This is a genomic window from Stenotrophomonas sp. BIGb0135, assembly GCF_024810105.1.
Lineage (GTDB): Bacteria > Pseudomonadota > Gammaproteobacteria > Xanthomonadales > Xanthomonadaceae > Stenotrophomonas > Stenotrophomonas maltophilia_AB.
Genome location: NZ_JANUDX010000006.1, coordinates 82,963 through 102,417 on the forward strand (window position 1 = coordinate 82,963; position 19,455 = coordinate 102,417).

Below are 19,455 nucleotides of genomic sequence, written 5' to 3' on the forward strand. Positions count from 1 at the left end.
ATAGTGGCGGCAGTGGCCCGTCCATGGCATCCGACAATGGTCATGCTGCTGCTCGTGAAACGGACCGGAATCCGCGCAGAAGCGGCCCTGAAAATAGTGAATTCCGGTTCACCACAACGCTTTCAGCCGCAACCATCCTTGTGCGGCGGGCCTTTGCGCTGGATGCAGGCGAAACCGTTGGAAATGTGCCGGCAAAGGTTGACAGCGCCAAAACCGCTGTGGTTTTCTCGATCTCATGTTGCAGCGCACAGCCACCCGCGAATCCATCCAGCACGCCGACACCGGCGGGGCCTCGATCCGTTCGCTTCTCGTCCTCGTACTTATTACCCAACCAACAGGTGCGGGACGGACCGGCGTGTAAGCAAGACTGCCAGGTATCCATCAAAACCCGCACCCACCCAGGTGCGGGTTTTTTCGTTTCAGAGCCCCTCGATTCCTCCCCTCCCCCTTTTCGACTGCCCTTGCCGCCATGACCCGCCAGCCCGCCAGCACCGCTTCCACGCCCACCGCCTGCCCGGCGGCGTGCGTTGGTGGCATGGCGCGCGCCACTCCTTCCCCTGACTGGCCGACGTGTCCCTGACCGTCGGCCATTTTTTTTCTTTCCGCCAAAGGATCTCCCCCATGAGCACCAACGACCTGCCCCAGATCAAGATCGCTGTTGTCGGCTACGGCAGCCAGGGCCGCGCGCACGCGCTGAACCTGCGCGAATCCGGCTTCGACGTCGTCATCGGGCTGCGCCCGGGCGGTCCCACCGAGGTCAAGGCACAGGCCGACGGCTTCACCGTCAAGGCCCCGGCCGAGGCGGTCAAGGAGGCCGACCTGGTGGCCGTGCTGACCCCGGACATGGTGCAGAAGAAGCTCTACGAGGACGTGCTCGCCCCCAACATGAAACAGGGCGCGGTGCTGTTGTTCGCGCATGGCCTGAACGTGCATTTCGACATGATCAAGCCGCGCGACGACCTGGACGTGGTGCTGGTCGCGCCGAAGGGCCCGGGTGCGCTGGTGCGCCGTGAGTACGAGATCGGCCGCGGCGTGCCGTGCATCTGGGCGGTCTACCAGGACAGGAGCGGCAAGGCCGCCGACTACGCGCTGGCCTACGCCACCGGCCTGGGCGGCGCACGCGCCAACCTGATCCAGACCACCTTCAAGGAAGAGACCGAGACCGATCTGTTCGGCGAGCAGGCGGTGCTGTGCGGCGGTGCCTCGGCGCTGGTCCAGGCTGGTTTCGAAACGCTGGTGGAAGCCGGTTACCAGCCGGAAATCGCCTACTACGAAGTGCTGCACGAACTGAAGCTGATCGTGGACCTGTTCTACGAAGGCGGCATCACCCGCATGCTGGAGTTCATCTCCGAAACCGCGCAGTACGGCGACTACGTCAGCGGCCCGCGCGTCATCGACGCCGGTACCAAGGCGCGCATGAAGGACGTGCTGACCGACATCCAGAACGGCACCTTCACCAAGAACTGGGTGGCCGAGTACGAAGCGGGCCTGCCCAACTACACCAGGTTCAAGCAGGCCGACCTGGAGCATCCGATCGAAAAGGTAGGCAAGGAACTGCGCGCCAAGATGGTCTGGTTGCAAAGTCAAGCCGCGTAACCGCGCGGCTCCCCCACCCGCTTTCGTAAAGGTCACCGCATGAACACCTCCGCACACAGCACCGCGCCCCGCAACGGCGCACGCTGGTTGACGCAGGCCCTGGAAGCCGAGGGCGTGCACACGCTGTTCGGCTACCCCGGCGGCACCATCATGCCGTTCTACGACGCCCTGGTGGATTCGGGGCTGAAGCACATCCTGGTCCGCCACGAACAAGGCGCGGCACTGGCCGCCAACGGTTATGCCCGTGCCAGCGGCCAGGTCGGCGTCTGTGTCGCCACCTCCGGCCCGGGCGCCTCCAACCTGGTTACCGGCATCGCCGATGCGATGCTGGATTCGGTGCCGATGGTCTGCATCACCGGCCAGGTCGCCACCCCGCTGCTGGGCACCGACGCGTTCCAGGAGCTGGACGTATTCGGGCTGACCATGCCGATCGTCAAGCACAGCTGGCTGGTGCGCTCGGTGGACGACCTGCCGCGCGTGGTCCGTGAAGCGTTCCGCATTGCGCGCGAAGGCCGCCCCGGTCCGGTCCTGATCGACCTGCCCAAGGACGTGCAGATCGCCGATGCCTCGCACCTGCCGGCGCACACCCCGGCCACGGTGAGCCCGCCGCCGGCACCGCAGGACGACGCAGTGGCGCAGGCCATTGCCGCGATCGCCGCCGCCGAGAAGCCGGTGGTCTACGCCGGCGGTGGCGTGGCGCTGGGCGATGCGGTGGAGGACTTCCGCGCGTTCGTGGAGGCCAGCGCCATTCCCACCGTGCTGACCCTGCGTGGGCTGGGCGCGCTGCCGCCACAGCACCCGCACTACCTGGGCATGCTGGGCATGCACGGCGCCCGCGCGGCCAACATGGCCGTGCAGGAGAGCGATCTGCTGGTGGTGGTGGGCGCGCGCTTCGACGACCGCGCCACCGGCAAGTTGAACGAGTTCGCCCCGTTCGCGCGGGTCATCCACATCGACGCCGATGCGTATGAGATCTCCAAGCTGCGCAGTGCCGACATCGCCGTGCCGGGCAACGTGGGCGGCGCGCTGCGTGCGCTGACCGCCGCTGCCACCGCGCCGGCCTCGCAGGAGGCGTGGCGCAAGCGGTGCGGCACCCATCGCGAGCGGTTCGCCGCGCGCTACGACGCCCCGGGCAAGCACATCTACGCCCCGGCGCTGCTGAAGCGCCTGAGCGAGCTGGCCCCGAGCGATGCGATCATTGCCTGCGACGTGGGCCAGCACCAGATGTGGGTGGCCCAGCACTGCCGCTTCAACCATCCGCGCAACCACCTGACCAGCGGCGCGCTGGGCACCATGGGCTTCGGCCTGCCGGCGGCGATGGGTGCGCAGTTCGCCTGCCCCGACCGCACCGTGGTGCTGGTGTCCGGCGATGGCAGCTTCATGATGAACGTGCAGGAGCTGGCCACCATCGCCCGCTGCCGCCTGCCGGTGAAGATCGTGCTGCTGGACAACAGTTCGCTGGGCATGGTGCGCCAGTGGCAGGAACTGTTCTTCGCCGAGCGTTACAGCGAGATCGACCTGTCCGACAACCCGGACTTCGCCGCGCTGGCCCAGGTGTTCGGCATTCCCGCCACCCGCATCGAGGCCCGCGACGACGTCGAGGGCGGCCTGGCCGCGCTGCTGGCCCAGCCGGGCCCGGCGCTGCTGCACGTGGCCATCGATGCCCGCGCCAACGTGTGGCCGCTGGTCCCGCCCAACAACGCCAACAGCACCATGCTGGAAAGCAATCCAGCCCATCAGTCCCAGGAGTTCCCCAATGCAATACCGGCTTGACCTGGTGCTGGTTCCCGCCGAGGGCGCGCTGCTGCGCGTGATCGGCATGGCCGAACGCCGCGGCTTCGCGCCGCGCGCGATCGCCGGTGCGCCCAACGCGGCCGACAACGGCCGCTGGCACCTGCAGATGGTGGTGGACAGCAGCCGTCCGCCGGAGACCCTGTGCCGCCAGATCGAGAAGATCTACGACTGTGTCTCGGTGCGCATCAGCGCGCTGGAACCCGGTACCGGAGTATCGGTATGAACGCCCGCACCGTTTCCACGGTGCCGGTACGGAGGTCTCTTCTCGAAGCACGGGGATGTGCAAGTGGTGCGCGTGCAGGATGCATGGCGTCGCACCGCGCTGGGGCGTCGTGGCACCGCGCAGCGCATGCCGGCGATCACCGTGGCCGGGGGCAAAATGCCCACTAGCGGTGCCCCGCAGGAACCGGACGTAGGCGAGGTAAGCGTCGCCGACGTGCTGGCCGCGCAGGCGCGGCTGCGTCGCTATCTGCCACCCACCCCGCTGCATTACGCCGAGCGCTTCGGCGTGTGGCTGAAGCTGGAGAACCTGCAGCGCACCGGTTCCTACAAGGTGCGCGGCGCGCTGAACGCGCTGCTGGCCGGGCGCGAGCGCGGTGACGACCGCCCGGTGATCTGCGCCTCGGCCGGCAACCACGCCCAGGGCGTGGCCTGGGCAGCGTATCGCCTGGACATCCCGGCGATCACGGTGATGCCGCACGGCGCACCGGCCACCAAGATCGCGGGCGTGGCCCACTGGGGCGCCACCGTGCGCCAGCACGGCACCAGCTACGACGAGGCGTACGCCTTCGCGCGTGCGCTGGCCGACCAGCACGGCTACCGGTTCCTGTCCGCATTCGACGACCCCGACGTGATCGCCGGGCAAGGCACGCTGGGCATCGAGCTGGCGCCGCATGCGCCGGACGTGGTGATCGTGCCGATCGGCGGCGGTGGCCTGGCCTCCGGTGTGGCGCTGGCGCTGAAATCGCAGGGCGTGCGCATCGTCGGCGCACAGGTCGAGGGCGTCGATTCGATGGCCCGCGCGATCCGCGGTGATGTCCGCGAAATAGCCCCGGTGGCCACGCTGGCCGACGGGGTCAAGGTCAAGATCCCCGGCTTCCTGACCCGCAAGCTGTGCAGCGCGCTGCTGGACGATGTGGTGATCGTGCGCGAAGCCGAGCTGCGCGAAACCCTGGTGCGGCTGGCGCTGGAAGAACATGTCATCGCCGAGGGCGCCGGTGCCCTGGCCCTGGCAGCCGGGCGCCGCGTGGCCGGCAAGCGCAAGTGCGCGGTGGTCAGCGGCGGCAACATCGACGCGATGGTGCTGGCCCAGTTGCTGGCCGACATCCGCCCCCGCCCGCCGCGCAAACCCCGCCGCCGCGCCAGCGAGCGAACGCGACTATCCCTGCCGACCGCGCTCGCCCCACCCAAGATTCCCGCTGCTTCCCCTTCCTTTGTGACCCCATCCGACATCGCTGTCGAGGAGACCTCCTGGTGACCACGCCCAACTCCCCCCGCATTAGAATTTTCGACACCACCCTGCGTGACGGCGAGCAATCGCCCGGCTGCAGCATGAGCCCGCAGCAGAAACTGGTGATGGCCCGTGCGCTGGACGAGCTGGGCGTGGACATCATCGAAACCGGCTTCCCGGCCAGCTCGCAGTCCGACCGCGAAGCGATGGCGATGATCGGCCGCGAAGTGCGCCGGCCGACGCTGGCGGTGCTGTCGCGCTGCCTGGCCGCCGATATCGAAACCTCGGCCAAGGCCCTGGAAGCCGCGGCCAACGCGCGCCTGCACGTGTTCCTGTCCACCAGCCCGCTGCACCGCGAGCACAAGCTGCGGATGAGCCGCGAGCAGGTACTGGAATCGGTACACAAGCACGTCAGCCTGGCGCGCAGCTACATCGATGACGTGGAGTTTTCCGCCGAGGACGCCACCCGCACCGAGGAAGACTTCCTGATCGAGGTGGCGCGCGTGGCCGTGGCCGCCGGCGCCACCACCATCAACCTGCCCGACACGGTCGGCTTCACCACCCCCGAAGAGATCCGCGGCATGTTCCAGCGCGTCATCGCCGGGGTGCCCGACAGCGACCGCATCATCTTCAGTGCCCATTGCCACAACGACCTGGGCCTGGCCGTGGCCAACTCGCTGGCGGCCATCGAAGGCGGCGCACGCCAGGTGGAATGCACCATCAACGGCATCGGCGAGCGGGCCGGCAACTGCTCGCTGGAAGAGATCGCCATGGTGCTGAAGGTCCGCAATGCCTTCTACGAGGAAGACACCCGCATCAATACCCCGCGCATCGTCTCCACCTCGCAGCTGCTGCAGCGCCTGGTCGGCATGCCGGTACAGCGCAACAAGGCGATCGTCGGTGCCAACGCGTTCGCGCACGAGTCGGGCATCCACCAGCACGGCATGCTGCGCCACCGCGGCACCTACGAAATCATGCGCCCGGAAGACGTGGGCTGGGAGTCCTCGCAGATGGTGCTGGGCCGCCACAGCGGCCGCGCGGCGGTCGAGCAGCGCCTGCGTGCGCTGGGCTTCTGGCTGGACGAGGAAGAACTGAAGCACGTGTTCGAGCAGTTCAAGGCGCTGTGCGAGCAGCAGCGCGTGGTCACCGACGCCGACCTGCAGGTGCTGATGCAGGGCAGCGCCACCCAGAACGGTTACCGCCTGGCCTCGATGACCATCAGTGACGTGGGCAGCCGCGCCAATGCGCTGGTCGAGCTGTCCGACCCGGACGGCAACCGCGTGGCCGAGACCTCTCAGGGCGATGGCCCGGTGGATGCGCTGTTCGGCGCGCTGTCGGCCGCCACCGGCGTGCAGCTGATGCTGGACAGCTACCACGTGCACAGCGTGGGCATCGGCGCCGATGCACGCGGCGAAGCCAACCTGAGCGTGCGCCACGACGGCGTGGAGTACGAAGGCACCGGCACCAGCCGCGACATCATCGAAGCCTCCGCCCTGGCCTGGCTGGACGTGGCCAACCGCCTGCTGCGCCAGCGCAACGCCACCGCCGAACAACCCGCGGCCAGCGCCGCCGCCTGAGGAGTCTGCATGAGCGCCTTCGACAGCCACACCACCCCCGACGCCGGCCAGCAGTGGAACGCGCACGACTACGCCATCGACGCCGGCTTCGTGCCCGTGCTCGGCGGTGCGGTCGCGCGGCTGCTCGATCCGCAGCGCGGTGAACGCATCCTCGACCTGGGTTGCGGCGACGGCGTGTTGAGCGTCGACCTGGCGCTCAGCGGCGCGCACATCACCGGCGTGGACGCCTCGCCGGAGCTGGTCGGCGGCGCGCGCGCACGTGGCATCGAGGCACATGTCATGGATGCCCATGCCCTGACCTTCACCCGCCAGTTCGATGCGGTGTTCAGCAACGCCGCCCTGCACTGGATGCGCGGTGCCGACCAGGTGATCGCCGGCGTTACCCGTGCGCTGAAGCCGGGCGGCCGCTTCGTGGCCGAGATGGGCGGGCACGGCAACGTGGTGGCCATCACCAGCGCGCTGCAGGCCGCCCTGTGCGGCAACGGCCACGCGGTGCCGGCGTTCCCGTGGCACTTCCCCACCGCCGACGACTACGCCGAGCGCCTGCGCGCGCACGGCTTCCAGGTGCGTTACATCGAGATGCAGGCCCGTCCCACCGCATTGCCCACCGGCATGCGCGGCTGGCTGCGCACCTTTGCATCGCCGTTCCTGACCGGCCTGGACGCTACACAGCGCCAGCGCGTCATCGACGACGCGGTCGCGCTGCTCGAGCCCACCCAGTGCGACGCGCGCGGCCAGTGGACCGCCGATTACGTGCGGCTGCGCTTCGATGCGCGCCTGCGCACCGTTTGACCTATCTTTGACACGAACACAGCAAGGCCATTCCATGACCCCAGCTCCCCGCACCCTGTACGACAAACTGTGGGACGCCCACATCGTCGTGCCCGAATCGGACAGCGCGCCCGCCGTGCTGTACATCGACCTGCACCTGATCCACGAAGTGACCTCGCCACAGGCCTTCACCGAACTGCGCGAGCGCGGCCTGGCACCGCGCCGGCCGGATCGGACCAAGGCCACCATGGACCACTCCACCCCGACCCTGCCGGCCGGCCCCGACGGCAAGCTGCCCTACGCCAGCGCCGCCTCCGAAGCCCAGGTGGCCATGCTGGCGCGCAACTGTGCCGAGCACGGCATCGAGCTGTTCGACCTGCAGTCGGCCAACCGCGGCATCGTGCACGTGATCGCGCCCGAGCAGGGTTTCACCCAGCCGGGCATGACCATCGTCTGCGGCGACAGCCACACCTCCACCCACGGTGCGTTCGGCGCCCTGGCCTTCGGCATCGGCACCAGCGAAGTGGGCCACGTACTGGCTACCCAGTGCCTGCTGCAGCGCAAGGCGAAGACCATGGCCATTACGGTCGACGGCGTGCTGCCGGTGGGCGTGGGCGCCAAGGACGTGGTGCTGCACATCATCGGCGTGATCGGCGTCAATGGCGGCACCGGCCACGTGCTGGAATTCCGCGGCAGCGCCATCGAGGCGATGGACATGGAGCAGCGCATGACGTTGTGCAACATGTCGATCGAGGCCGGTGCACGCGCCGGCATGGTGGCCCCGGACCAGACCACCTTCGACTGGGTGGCCAACACCCCGCGCGGGCCCAAGGGCGCCGACTTCGACGCCGCCGTGGCGGCCTGGTCGCAACTGCGCAGCGACGCCGGCGCACGCTTCGATGCGCAGGTCCACATCGAGGCCGCCGACATCCGCCCCACGCTGACCTGGGGCACCCACCCCGGCACCGCGATCGCGGTGGACCAGCCGATCCCGGCGGCCAACGATGCCGCCGACCAGAAGGGCCTGGACTACATGCACTTCCACGCCGGGCAGACCCTGGCCGGCACGCCGGTGGACGTGGTGTTCGTCGGCTCGTGCACCAACGGCCGCCTGAGCGACATGCGCGAAGTGGCGCAGGTGCTGCAGGGCCGCCGCGTCGCCGAGGGCGTGCGCATGCTGGTGGTGCCGGGCTCGGAGATCGTCAAGCGGCAGGCCGAGGCCGAAGGCATCCACGCCATCGTGCGCGCCGCCGGGGCCGAGTGGCGCGAGCCGGGCTGCTCGATGTGCATCGCCATGAACGGCGATCTGGTGGCACCCGGCCAGCTGGCGGTGAGCACCAGCAACCGCAACTTCGAAGGCCGCCAGGGCCCGGGCTCGCGCACACTGCTGGCCTCGCCGATGACCGCGGCCTGGGCAGCGGTGAACGGGCGGGTGTCCGATCCGCGTGACCTGTATGCCGCCCAGGAGGTGGCCTGATGAGCGGCTTCCGCACCCTGACCTCGACCAGCGTGGTGCTGCGCGAGACCAATATCGACACCGACCAGATCATCCCGGCGCGGTTCCTGTCCACCACCGAGCGCGCCGGCCTGGGCAAGCACGCCTTCAACGACTGGCGCTGGCAGGCCGACGGCATGCCCAACCCGGGCTTTGCCTTCAACCAGCCGCACAACGCCGGACGCAGCATCCTGCTGGCCGGGCGCAACTTCGGCTGCGGCTCCTCGCGCGAACACGCGCCGTGGGCGCTGACCGACCTGGGCCTGCGCGCGATCGTCAGCAGCGAAATCGCCGACATCTTCCGCGGCAATTCCCTGAAGAACGGGCTGCTGCCGATCGTGCTGGACGAGGCCGACGTGCAGACGCTGATGCAGCGCCCGGACGACACATTGACCATCGACATCGCCGCGCGCGAGCTGCGCACGCCCGATGGCCGCGTCTACACCTTCCCGCTGGACGGCTTCTCGCAGACCTGCCTGCTGGAGGGCGTGGACCAGTTGGGCTACCTGTTGGGCCGCACGTCTGACATCGAACTTTACGAGAGTGAACATGCACGCTGAGATCGTCGTACTGCCGGGTGACGGCATTGGTCCGGAAGTCGCCGCCGCCGCCGTCGCGGTGCTGGGCGCCGTTGCCGGCCGCTTTGGCCACACCTTCAACTTCAGCGAACACGACATCGGGGGCATCGCCATCGACCGCCATGGCGAGCCGCTGCCGGCCGCCACGCTGGACGCCTGCCGCAACGCCCAGGCGATTCTGCTCGGCGCGGTGGGCGGCCCGAAGTGGTCCGACCCGAATGCCACGGTCCGCCCGGAGCAGGGCCTGCTGGCGATCCGCAAGGCGCTGGGCCTGTACGCCAACCTGCGCCCGGTGCGCACCCATGAAGCCGCACTGGACGCGTCGCCGATCAAGGCCGAGCTGCTGAAGGGCGTGGACTTCGTGGTGGTGCGTGAACTGACCGGCGGCATCTATTTCGGCGAGAAGACCCGCACCGCCGACACCGCCAGCGACCTGTGCAGCTACAGCGTGGGCGAGATCGAGCGCGTGCTGCGCACCGCCTTCCGCCTGGCGCAGACCCGCCGCGGCAAGGTCACGTCGGTGGACAAGGCCAACGTGCTGGAAACCTCGCGCCTGTGGCGCGACGTGGCCGCGCGCATCGGCCGCGACGAGTTCCCGGACGTTGCGCTGGAGCACCAGCTGGTCGATTCGATGGCCATGCACCTGCTGGCCAAGCCGCGCGAGTACGACGTGATCGTCACCGAGAACATGTTCGGCGACATCCTCACCGACGAAGCCTCGATGCTGGCCGGTTCGCTGGGTCTGCTGCCGTCGGCCTCGCTGGGCGAGCCGGGCGCGGTGGGCATCTACGAGCCGATCCACGGCTCGGCCCCGGACATCGCCGGCAAGGGCATTGCCAACCCCTACGCCACCATCTTCAGCGCCGCGATGCTGCTGCGCCATTCGTTGGGGTTGGAGGACGAAGCCGCCGCGGTGGAAGCGGCCGTGCATGCGGCGCTGGATGCCGGCGTGTTCACTGCAGACCTGGCTGCCAAGGGCCAGGCGGTGAGCACCACGCAGGCCACCGACGCGGTGCTGGCGCGCCTGTGCGGCTGAAAAGCGGCCTCGCCTGTAAAGCCGACCGTTGGTCGGCTGCTCTCCGCGCCGGGATTGAAGGCAGCCGACCAACGGTCGGCTCTACGGGATGCATCGGTGCAGCCGACCAACGGTCGGCTCTACGAGATGCATCGGGCGCAGCCGACCAACGGTCGGCTCTACTTCAGACTTGGCGGCAAGCACCACGCAGGCCACCGACGCGGTGCTGGCGCGCCTGCGCGGCTGAAAAGCGGCCACGCCCGTAGAGCCGACCGTTGGTCGGCTGCTCTCCGCGCCGTGGTTGAGAGCAGCCGACCAACGGTCGGCTCTACGGGATGCATCGGGCGCAGTCGACCAACGGTCGGCTCTACTTCAGACCTGGCGGTGAGCACCACGCAGGCCACCGACGCGGTGCTGGCACGCCTGCACGGCTGAAAAGCGGCCACGCCCGTAGAGCCGACCGTTGGTCGGCTGCTCTCCGCGCCGGGATTGAGGGCAGCCGACCAACGGTCGGCTCTACGGGATGCGTGGGGAGAGCCGACCGACGGTGGGCTCTCCCGCCATTGATTACCCCTCGCCGGTCTTCCCTTCATCCGGCTTCACCCGGAACCACGCCGCGTACAGCGCCGGCAGGAACACCAGGGTCAGCACGGTACCAACGATCAACCCGCCCATGATCGAGATCGCCATGGAGCCGTAGAAGGCACTGCGCGACAGCGGGATCATCGCCAGCACCGCGGCCAGCGCGGTCAGCACGATCGGGCGGAAGCGGCGCACGGTGGCGTCGATGATGGCGTGCCATCGGTCGTGCCCGGCGTCGATATCCTGCTGGATCTGGTCGATCAGGATCACAGAGTTGCGCATGATCATGCCGGCCAGCGCGATGGTGCCCAGCAGCGCCACGAAGCCGAACGGCGCGCGGAACAGCAGCAGGAACAGCGTGGCGCCGATGATGCCCAGCGGCGCGGTGACCAGCACCATCGCCGCACGCGAGAAGCTGCGCAGCTGCAGCATCAGCAACGTGGCCACCACGATCAGGAACAGCGGCATGCCGGCCTTGATCGAGTTCTGTCCACGTGCCGAATCCTCCACGGTGCCGCCGGTTTCCAGCAGATAGCCCGAGGGCAGCTGCGCGCGGATGCCCTCCAGGGTGGGCAGGATCTGCTGCACCACGTCCAGCGGCTGCATGCCATCGCCGATATCGGCGCGCACGGTCACCGTGGGCAGGCGGTTGCGGTGCCAGATGATGCCGTCTTCGAAGGCGTATTCCAGCCGCGCCACCTGCGACAGCGTCACCGACGTACCGCTGGCGGTGGGGATGGCCAGGCTGCCGAGCATGCCCAGCTGGGCGCGCTCGTTGTCCGGGCCGCGCAGCAGCATCTCGATCTGGCGATTGCCTTCGCGGTAGGTACTCACGCTCATGCCCGCCAGCGAGCTGGTCAGGAACTGGCTGACCTGCGCACTGCTCACGCCCAGCGCACGCGCGCGGTCCTGGTCGATCACCAGCCGTACCACCTTGCTCGGCTCGCTCCAGTCCAGGTTGACGTTGATCACGTGCGGGTTCTCGCGCACCTTGGCCTCGACCTGGCGTGCGATCGCCTGCACCTGCGCGATGTGCTCGCCGGACACACGCATCTGCACCGGATAGCCCACCGGCGGCCCATTCTCGAGACGGGTCACGCGCATCTGCACGTCCGGGAACTGCTTGATCACGTCCTTGATCAGCCAGTCGCGGGTCGCCTCGCGGGCCTTGGCATCGGCGGTGAGCACCACGAACTGCGAGAAGTTGGTGGCCGGCAGCTGCTGGTCCAGCGGCAGGTAGAAACGCGGCGAACCGGTGCCCACGTAGGCCACGTAGTTGCTGATGCCCTCGCGACCCTGCAGCAGCTTCTCCAGCTTGCTGGCCTGGGCCTGGGTGGCGGCCAGCGACGCGCCTTCGGCCAGTTCGATGTCCACCATCAGTTCGGGCCGGGTCGAATCGGGGAAGAACTGCTGCGGCACGAAGCGGAAGATCGCCAGCGAGAAGATGAACAACGCAATCGTGGCGCCGATCACCCACCAGCGATGGCGCAGGCAGGTATCCAGGAAGCCGCGGAAACGCGTGTAGAACGGTCGCTGGTAGGGGTCGTGGTCGTGCGCATGTTCCTTCGGCGCGATCCAGCGCGCGAACGCGGGATGGCGGTCGGCCCACTGCAGGCGCCTGGCACGCCAGCGCCCGGCCAGGCTGGTCGGCTTGGGCAGCTGCGGATTGAACAGGTCCGGCAGCATCTTGTCGCCCAGGTACGGGATGAACAGCACCGCGGCAATCCACGACACCACCAGCGCGATGGTCACCACCTGGAACAGCGAGCGGGTGTACTCGCCGGTGCTGGACGCGGCGGTGGCGATCGGCAGGAAGCCGGCCGCGGTGATCAGCGTGCCGGTCAGCATCGGGAAGGCGGTGGATTCCCAGGCGAAACTGGCCGCGCGCAGGCGGTCGTAGCCCTGCTCCATCTTGGTGGCCATCATCTCCACCGCGATGATCGCATCGTCCACCAGCAGGCCGAGCGCCAGCACCAGCGCGCCGAGCGAAATCTTGTGCAGGCCGATGCCGAAGTAATGCATGACGAAGAAGGTCATCGCCAGCACCAGCGGAATGGTCACGCCCACCACCAGGCCGGTGCGCAGGCCCAGCGAGAAGAAGCTGACCAGCAGCACGATCACCACCGCTTCGGTCAGCACCTGCACGAACTCGCCCACCGACTCTTCCACCGCGTGCGGCTGGTCGGACACCTTGCGCAGCTGCATGCCCGCCGGCAGGGTCTTCTGCAGGCGCTCGAACTCGGCATCCAGGGTGGCACCGAGCTTGAGGATGTCGCCGCCGTCCTTCATCGCCACGGCCAGGCCGATGGCGTCTTCGCCCATGAAGCGCATCTTCGGCGAGGCCGGGTCGGCGAAGCCGCGCTTGACCTCGGCGATGTCACCCAGGTGCAGGGTGCGTTCGCCGGCCTGGATCGGGAACGCGCGGATGTCCTCGATCGAATCGAACTGGCCGGTCACGCGCAGCTGCACGCGGTCGGTGGGGGTTTCGAAGAAGCTGGTGCCAGCGACCGCGTTCTGGTCGGCCAGCGCCTGCTGCACCTGCTGCAGCGACACGCCCAGGGTGGCCAGCTTGGTGTTGGACAGTTCGATCCAGACCTTCTCGTCCTGCAGGCCGACCAGATCGATCTTGCCCACGTCCGGCACGCGCTGCAGCTCCAGCTGGATGCGGTCGGCGTAGTCGCGCATCACCGCGTAATCGAAGCCCTTGCCGGTCAACGCGTAGATGTTGCCGAAGGTGTCGCCGAACTCATCGTTGTAGAACGGCCCGACGATCTCACGCGGCAGCGTGGCGCGGATGTCGCCCACGCGCTTGCGTACCTGGTACCAGAGGTCCGGGATCTGCTTGGAGCGCAGGCTGTCGCGCGCCATGAAGATCACCTGCGATTCGCCCGGGCGCGAGTAGGAGCGGATGAACTCGTACTCGCCGGTGTTCATCAGCGCTTTTTCGATCGGCTCGGTGACCTGGCGAGAGACCTGCTCGGCGGTGGCACCGGGCCACATCGTGCGGACCACCATCGCCTTGAAGGTGAACGGCGGATCCTCGGACTGGCCCAGGTGCTTGTAGGACCACGCGCCGATGATCGCGAAGGCCAGCATCGCGAACAGCACCAGCGGGCGATTGCCCAACGCCCATTCGGAGAGATTGAAGCGGCGCACGGGCTCAGTGCCCCTTGCCGGCGGCAGCGGGGGCGGCTGCCGGTGCCAGCACCGGGCGGTTCTGGCGGTCGACCGGGGTCACCACCTGGCCCTCGCGCAGCAGGTGCCCGCCCGCGGCGACCACCCAGTCGCCGGCGCTCACGCCGGACAGCACCGGCACCGTCTCGGCACCATAGGCCCCCACGGTCACCGGGGTCGCCTTGATCGCCCCGTTGGCCGGGTTCACCACCCACACGCTGGCCTTGCCATCGGCGCCGCGCAGCACGGCCGCCAGCGGCAGCTGTTGGGTGCCGCTACGGCCGGCCGTGGCGAACACGCGCGCACTCTGGCCCAGCTCCACTTCGCCCTGCGCCTCCGGCGCCAGGCTCACGCGGGTGGCATAGGTGCGCGCCTGCGCGTCGGCGGCCGGGGCGATCTCGCGGATCGTGCCGGGCAGCAGCTGGCCCGGACGGTTCCACAGCTCCACCTGGACCGGCTGGCCCACCTGGTAGTCGCGGATGCTGCTTTCCGGCAGCGCGATCAGCACCTCGCGGCCGCCATCGGCAGCCAGGGTGAACACGGTCTGCCCGGCACTGACCACCTGCCCGGCTTCGGCCTGGCGGCTGGCGATCACGCCATCGGCCGGCGCGCGCAGCTGCGCATACTCGGCCTGGTTGCGGGCCACGGCCAGGTTGGCGCGGGCGGCGTTGGCCTGGCCCTGCGCGGCCTTGAACGCGGCGGTCTGCTGGTCCAGCGCGGAGCGGCTCACCAGCTGGTCCTCGGCCAGCGTGGCGTAGCGCTTCTGGTCGTCGCGGGCGCGCACCAGGTCCGCTTCGGCCGCGGCCAGCTGGGCCTGCGAGGCAGCGGCCTGCGAGGCGTAGTCGGCCGCGTCCAGTTCGGCCAGCAGCTGGCCGCGGGTCACGCGCTGGCCGGCATCGACATGGCGCTTGACCAGGTTGCCACCGACCCGGAACGACAGCGGGCTTTCCTGGCGGGCGTGGATCTCACCGGGATAGGCGGCCGCTTCCTGGCCGGCCACGGTGCCCGGATGCACCACCAGCACCGGGATCGCCGCCGCCGGTTCGGCATCCTGCCTGCCACACGCCGCCAACATCACCAGCAGCGCAGCGCCGCCCACCCATCGCATGTTTTTCATGAGGTACAGGACCTGAAAGGAAATCCGGAAGAACGCGCTGGCAACACATACTGTTGCAGCACGGCCAATAGTGAACCAGCCGGTATAGTATAAATATCGAACCGATTGGTCTAGTATTGTTTGGATGACTGATCCGACCTCTCCCGTCGCCCCCGCCAAGCCGCCTGCCAAGGCGTCCGGGCCCGGCCGACCCAAGGACCTGGGCAAGCGCGCCGCGATCCTGGACGCGGCCAAGTCACTGTTCGTCGAGCAGGGCTACAACGGCGTCAGCATGGACAGCATCGCCGCACAGGCGGGCGTCTCCAAGCTGACGGTTTACAGTCATTTCGGCGACAAAGAGACCCTTTTCACCGAAGCTGTCAAATCCACCTGCGTCGCCATGCTGCCCGACGCGCTGTTCGTGCCCGACGCCGAAGGCCCGTTGCGCGACCAGTTGATGGGCATCGGCCATGCCTTCTTCAGCATGATCACCTCGGCCGAAGCGGTGGCCGTGCAGCGGGTGATGATGGCCCCGGAAACCGACGACCGGCTGCGCGAGATGTTCTGGGTGGCCGGCCCGCAACGCACCACGGACGCCCTGGCCGACTTCCTGCAGGCCCGCGTGGCCCGTGGCGAGCTTGAGATCGAGGACTGCCAGACGGCGGCGCTGCAACTGATGACGCTGCTCAAAGGCGAGCTGCATACGCATATGATGTGCGGGCTGCGACCGACCCCGGCCGAGTGCGATGCCAACGCCCAGGTGGGCGCCAGCGTCGACTTCTTCCTGAGGGCGTACGCGCCACGCCCACCGGCGTGACATCAACATGAATGGACCGGAGGTCGCGGTGACTTCCGGCACTGCGACCCCGGCGCGACGGCAGCGATGCTCTCAGCGCGCCGCCGGCTCCCGGCACCGGTAAAATGGCCGGCCCACTGCGCTGGAACTAGAAACCTCATGACGATCGATTACTCCCACGCCCGCGAACTGATGGTCGAACAACAGATCCGTCCCTGGGACGTGCTGGAGATCCGCGTGCTCGACGTACTGGCACGCCTGCCGCGCGAAGCGTTCGTCGCTGAATCGCACAAGGCCCTCGCTTACGCCGACATCGAACTGCCGCTGGGCTTCGCGCAGAAGATGATGAAGCCGGTCATCGAAGGCCGGACCCTGCAGGCGCTCGACCTGCAGCCGGGGGATGAAGTGCTGGAGATCGGTACCGGCAGCGGCTTCCTGAGCGCCTGCATGGGCGAGCTGGCCCGCGAAGTGCTGAGCCTGGAAATCCAGCCGGAACTGGCTGCCAGCGCGCGCGCGCGTCTGGATGCCGCCGGCCTGGGCAACAACGTGCGGATCGAAACCGCCGACGCCTTGAGCTGGGACACCGACCGTCGCTTCGACGCGATCTGCGTGACCGCCGCGGTGGACACCATCCCGTCACGTTTCACCCAGTGGCTGCGTCCGGGTGGCCGCCTGTTCGTGATCCGCGGCCGCTCGCCGGTCATGGAAGCGGTGCTGGTCAAGGCCGATGGCAGCACCGAGTCGCTGTTCGAAACCGATATCGATTACCTGCGCGGTGCCGCTCCGGCGCCCCAGTTCCAACTCTGAGTCCAAGGAAGCCGCAATGATCCGCCGATCCCTCGCTATTGCGCTGGCCGCCGCCCTGCTGCCGATGACCGCCTCCGCCGCCGACCTGCTGCAGGTCTACGAAATGGCGCGCAATGGCGATCCGCAGCTGTCCGCCGCCGAATCGACCCGCCTGTACGACAAGGAAGGCGCCGTGCAGGCGCGTGCCGCGCTGCTGCCGCAGCTCAACGGCGAGGCCTCGCTCAACCGCACCCGCACCAACCCGAACCACGACCTGACGTCCAGCTCGTTCACCACCAAGAGCCGCAACTACACGGTCAACGGCAGCCAGACGCTGTTCAACTTCACCCAGTTCGCCAACCTGCGTTCGCAGCGCGACCTGAGCAAGGCGGCCGACTTCACCCTGGATTCGGCCAACGACGACCTGATCGTGCGCACCTCGGCGGCGTACTTCAACGTGCTGGTGGCGATCGAATCGCTGACCGCCGCGCAGACCAACGAAGCGGCAGCCAAGAAGCAGTTCGACTTCGCCGACAAGCGCCTGGAAGTGGGCCTGGCGCCGATCACCGACGTGCATGAAGCGCGCGCCCAGTACGACCAGGCCCGCGCCAACACCATCGTCGCGCAGAACACCCTCGCCGACAGCTACCAGGCCCTGACCGAGTTGACCGGCCAGCCGGTCGCCGACCTGCGTGCCCTGCCGGCCGACTTCCGCCCGGAGCTGCCGGCCAAGTACGCGCAGATCGACCAGCTGGTGGGCGAAGCAGTGGCGCAGAACCCGGCGCTGAAAGCGCAGCAGCTGAAGGTCACCGCAGCCGAGTCCGGCGTCGCCGCCGCCCGTGGCGGTCACTACCCGACCCTGTCGCTGGGCGCCACGGCCGGCAAGTCGGCCAGCTGGGGCGACGTGGTCGGCAGCGGCGACAGCTTCAGCCCGGACCGTCGCAGCAACAGCGTCGGCCTCACCCTGAGCGTGCCGATCTTCTCTGGCGGCGCCACCCAGTCCGGCGTGCGCCAGGCACTGGCCCAGCGTGACATCGCCCAGGACGGCTACGAGCAGCAGAAGCGTGCCCTGGACCGCAACACCCGCAATGCCTACCAGACCCTGGTCGCCGGCATCAGCGAAGTGGAAGCGCGCCGCCTGGCCGTCGTCTCTGCGCAGAGCGCCTACGACGCCTCGCAGGTCGGCCTGGAAGTGGGTACGCGCACCGTGCTGGACGTGATCCAGAACCAGCGCATCCTGTTCTCGGCGCAGCTGGACTACGCCAACGCGCGCTACACCTTCCTGCAGAACCGCCTGCAGCTGGGCCAGGCCGTCGGCACGCTGGACATCGCCGAACTGCAGGACATCAACCGCCTGCTGACCCAGGCCGCGGCAACGCCGAGCACCCAGGTGAACTGAGTCCGGCCCCTGCCGCACACGAAAAAGCCACCCGCAGGCGGGTGGCTTTTTCTTTTCTGGCACACCCCTCGTAGAGCCACCCCATGGGTGGCTGCACGCAGCCCCGGCATCACCCCGCAGCCACGCACGGCACGACGCAACGTCGTCGCCCAATCCGACCGCAGGTGTCATCGCCCCCCCTCGTAGAGCCACCCCATGGGTGGCTGCACGCAGCCCCGGCATCGCCAAGCAGCTCCCCATGACCCGCCGCCACAAGCGCCGTGCCGGCCACTCACGACATTTCCTCGCATTCGCCGACAACAGGGCATGCCGCTCCCGAAACACCGATCCGCACCGTCTTCGGGCGAGCATCGGCATAGGCCTTGAATACCTTGGTATAGACCGCCGAAAAGCGCTTGACCGCCCCGGCCACACGCTCTAACTTCCGCCCCGCACTCCCCTTCCCGCCCCCAGAGACCCCTCCTTGGACAGTCACAGTCGATCGTGTCGCGGCACCTGAGCCGACGGACCCGCTGACCCCAAGGTCGGTTCCGTCCGCGCACAGGACGGGGCCTTCCGGCGCAGCCCACGCGCCGGCCTCGCATCACCCGTACCGCTTTCCCGACAGACCCCGACGAGGGTGCCGCTGGCGTTTCCGATCGCCTGGAGATGGCCCATGCACGTCTACCGAGCACTGCCGCTGCTGCTGAGCGCACCAATGCTTCCCTTCACCACCCACGCCGCCGCCAGCCTGCTGGTCGACGATGCCGGCATCACCGACGCCCAACAGTGCCAACTGGAAAGCTGGGTGCGCCACACCGATGCCGGCCAGGAATGGACCGCCGTACCGGCCTGCACCCTGGCCGACACCGAATGGTCACTGGGCCTGACGCGCGCGCCCGGCGAGGCCGCTCGCCACTGGGCACTGGGTGCCAAGCACGTCCTGGTCGCGCGTGCACCACGGCAGTGGGGACTGGCCGTCAGCGCCGGCATCGGTGGCAATACGTACCGCCCGCGTGCCGATGACTGGGCCCTCAACCTGCCGCTGACGATCGCACCCGGCGCGCAGGAGCGCGTGCAACTGCACCTCAACCTGGGCTGGGCGAAGCAAGGCGCCGTGCACGGTCGCACCGATGGGATCGGCGTGGAGATCGGCATGACGCGCCGCTGGTCGCTGCTGGCCGAGACCGCACAGGATGCCGCCCGCGAGCGCGGCAGCCAGCTCGGCCTGCGCCGCGTGCTGTGGCCCGGTGCCAGCGTGGACCTGCTCGCCGGCCACCTGCACCGGCAACGCGACAGCCGCTGGATCACGCTCGGTTTCAACCTTGCCGCGCCGCCCTGAGCGGTCGCACCGACGTCATCGTCCG

Annotated in this window: 15 protein-coding genes; 13 read left to right on the plus strand and 2 right to left on the minus strand. The window is 68.7% G+C overall.

What is annotated here, in order from left to right:
* The first annotated feature begins 621 nt into the window (after positions 1-621).
* From ilvC to leuB, 9 genes are all read left to right on the plus strand, one after another.
* Complete coding sequence (gene ilvC, locus M2421_RS13600; protein ID WP_259207572.1) at positions 622-1,596, plus strand: ketol-acid reductoisomerase; 975 nt, start codon at positions 622-624, stop codon at positions 1,594-1,596.
* Positions 1,597-1,635: 39 nt separating this feature from the next.
* Positions 1,636-3,369, plus strand: coding sequence for an acetolactate synthase 2 catalytic subunit (ilvG, locus tag M2421_RS13605; protein ID WP_259207576.1), 1,734 nt, complete (start codon positions 1,636-1,638; stop codon positions 3,367-3,369).
* Positions 3,353-3,613 carry an ACT domain-containing protein gene (locus M2421_RS13610; RefSeq protein ID WP_128095641.1) on the plus strand — a complete coding sequence of 87 codons (261 nt, stop codon included), beginning with the start codon at positions 3,353-3,355 and terminating at the stop codon, positions 3,611-3,613. Before ilvG ends, M2421_RS13610 begins: the two co-directional genes overlap by 17 nt.
* Before the next feature lie 156 nt (positions 3,614-3,769).
* Positions 3,770-4,867 carry a threonine dehydratase gene (locus tag M2421_RS13615; RefSeq protein WP_259207807.1) on the plus strand — a complete coding sequence of 366 codons (1,098 nt, stop codon included), beginning with the start codon at positions 3,770-3,772 and terminating at the stop codon, positions 4,865-4,867.
* The gene (locus tag M2421_RS13620; RefSeq protein WP_259207809.1) at positions 4,861-6,417 is read left to right on the plus strand and encodes a 2-isopropylmalate synthase; all 1,557 of its coding nucleotides are present in this window, start codon (positions 4,861-4,863) and stop codon (positions 6,415-6,417) included. Before M2421_RS13615 ends, M2421_RS13620 begins: the two co-directional genes overlap by 7 nt.
* Positions 6,418-6,426: 9 nt before the next feature.
* On the plus strand, positions 6,427-7,209 hold the full coding sequence (locus M2421_RS13625; RefSeq protein ID WP_259207579.1) for a class I SAM-dependent methyltransferase: 783 nt from the start codon (positions 6,427-6,429) through the stop codon (positions 7,207-7,209).
* A gap of 34 nt (positions 7,210-7,243) precedes the next feature.
* Positions 7,244-8,665, plus strand: coding sequence for a 3-isopropylmalate dehydratase large subunit (gene leuC / locus M2421_RS13630; RefSeq protein ID WP_259207582.1), 1,422 nt, complete (start codon positions 7,244-7,246; stop codon positions 8,663-8,665).
* Positions 8,665-9,243 (plus strand): 3-isopropylmalate dehydratase small subunit, encoded by a 579-nt coding sequence (leuD, locus tag M2421_RS13635; protein ID WP_259207584.1) that lies wholly within the window; start codon positions 8,665-8,667, stop codon positions 9,241-9,243. Before leuC ends, leuD begins: the two co-directional genes overlap by 1 nt.
* Positions 9,233-10,297, plus strand: coding sequence for a 3-isopropylmalate dehydrogenase (leuB, locus tag M2421_RS13640; RefSeq protein WP_259207586.1), 1,065 nt, complete (start codon positions 9,233-9,235; stop codon positions 10,295-10,297). The genes leuD and leuB overlap by 11 nt, the downstream gene beginning before the upstream one ends.
* A gap of 546 nt (positions 10,298-10,843) precedes the next feature.
* On the opposite strand, the gene M2421_RS13645 is transcribed toward leuB, so the two are convergent.
* Together M2421_RS13645 and M2421_RS13650 are read right to left on the minus strand one after the other, a co-directional pair.
* Complete coding sequence (locus tag M2421_RS13645; protein ID WP_259207588.1) at positions 10,844-14,014, minus strand: efflux RND transporter permease subunit; 3,171 nt, start codon at positions 14,012-14,014, stop codon at positions 10,844-10,846.
* 4 nt (positions 14,015-14,018) lie between these two features.
* Positions 14,019-15,149 (minus strand): efflux RND transporter periplasmic adaptor subunit, encoded by a 1,131-nt coding sequence (locus M2421_RS13650; RefSeq protein WP_259207589.1) that lies wholly within the window; start codon positions 15,147-15,149, stop codon positions 14,019-14,021.
* 124 nt (positions 15,150-15,273) lie between these two features.
* Here M2421_RS13650 and M2421_RS13655 point away from each other — a divergent pair, with 124 nt between their 5' ends.
* From M2421_RS13655 to M2421_RS13670, 4 genes are all read left to right on the plus strand, one after another.
* Complete coding sequence (locus M2421_RS13655) at positions 15,274-15,945, plus strand: TetR/AcrR family transcriptional regulator (protein ID WP_259207591.1); 672 nt, start codon at positions 15,274-15,276, stop codon at positions 15,943-15,945.
* A 138-nt stretch (positions 15,946-16,083) separates the two neighbouring features.
* The gene (locus M2421_RS13660; protein WP_259207592.1) at positions 16,084-16,731 is read left to right on the plus strand and encodes a protein-L-isoaspartate O-methyltransferase; all 648 of its coding nucleotides are present in this window, start codon (positions 16,084-16,086) and stop codon (positions 16,729-16,731) included.
* A 16-nt stretch (positions 16,732-16,747) separates the two neighbouring features.
* On the plus strand, positions 16,748-18,109 hold the full coding sequence (locus M2421_RS13665) for a TolC family outer membrane protein (RefSeq protein WP_259207593.1): 1,362 nt from the start codon (positions 16,748-16,750) through the stop codon (positions 18,107-18,109).
* A 655-nt stretch (positions 18,110-18,764) separates the two neighbouring features.
* Entirely contained in the window at positions 18,765-19,430 is a 666-nt protein-coding gene (locus M2421_RS13670) for a hypothetical protein (protein WP_259207594.1), read from the plus strand.
* Positions 19,431-19,455 lie beyond the last annotated feature (25 nt).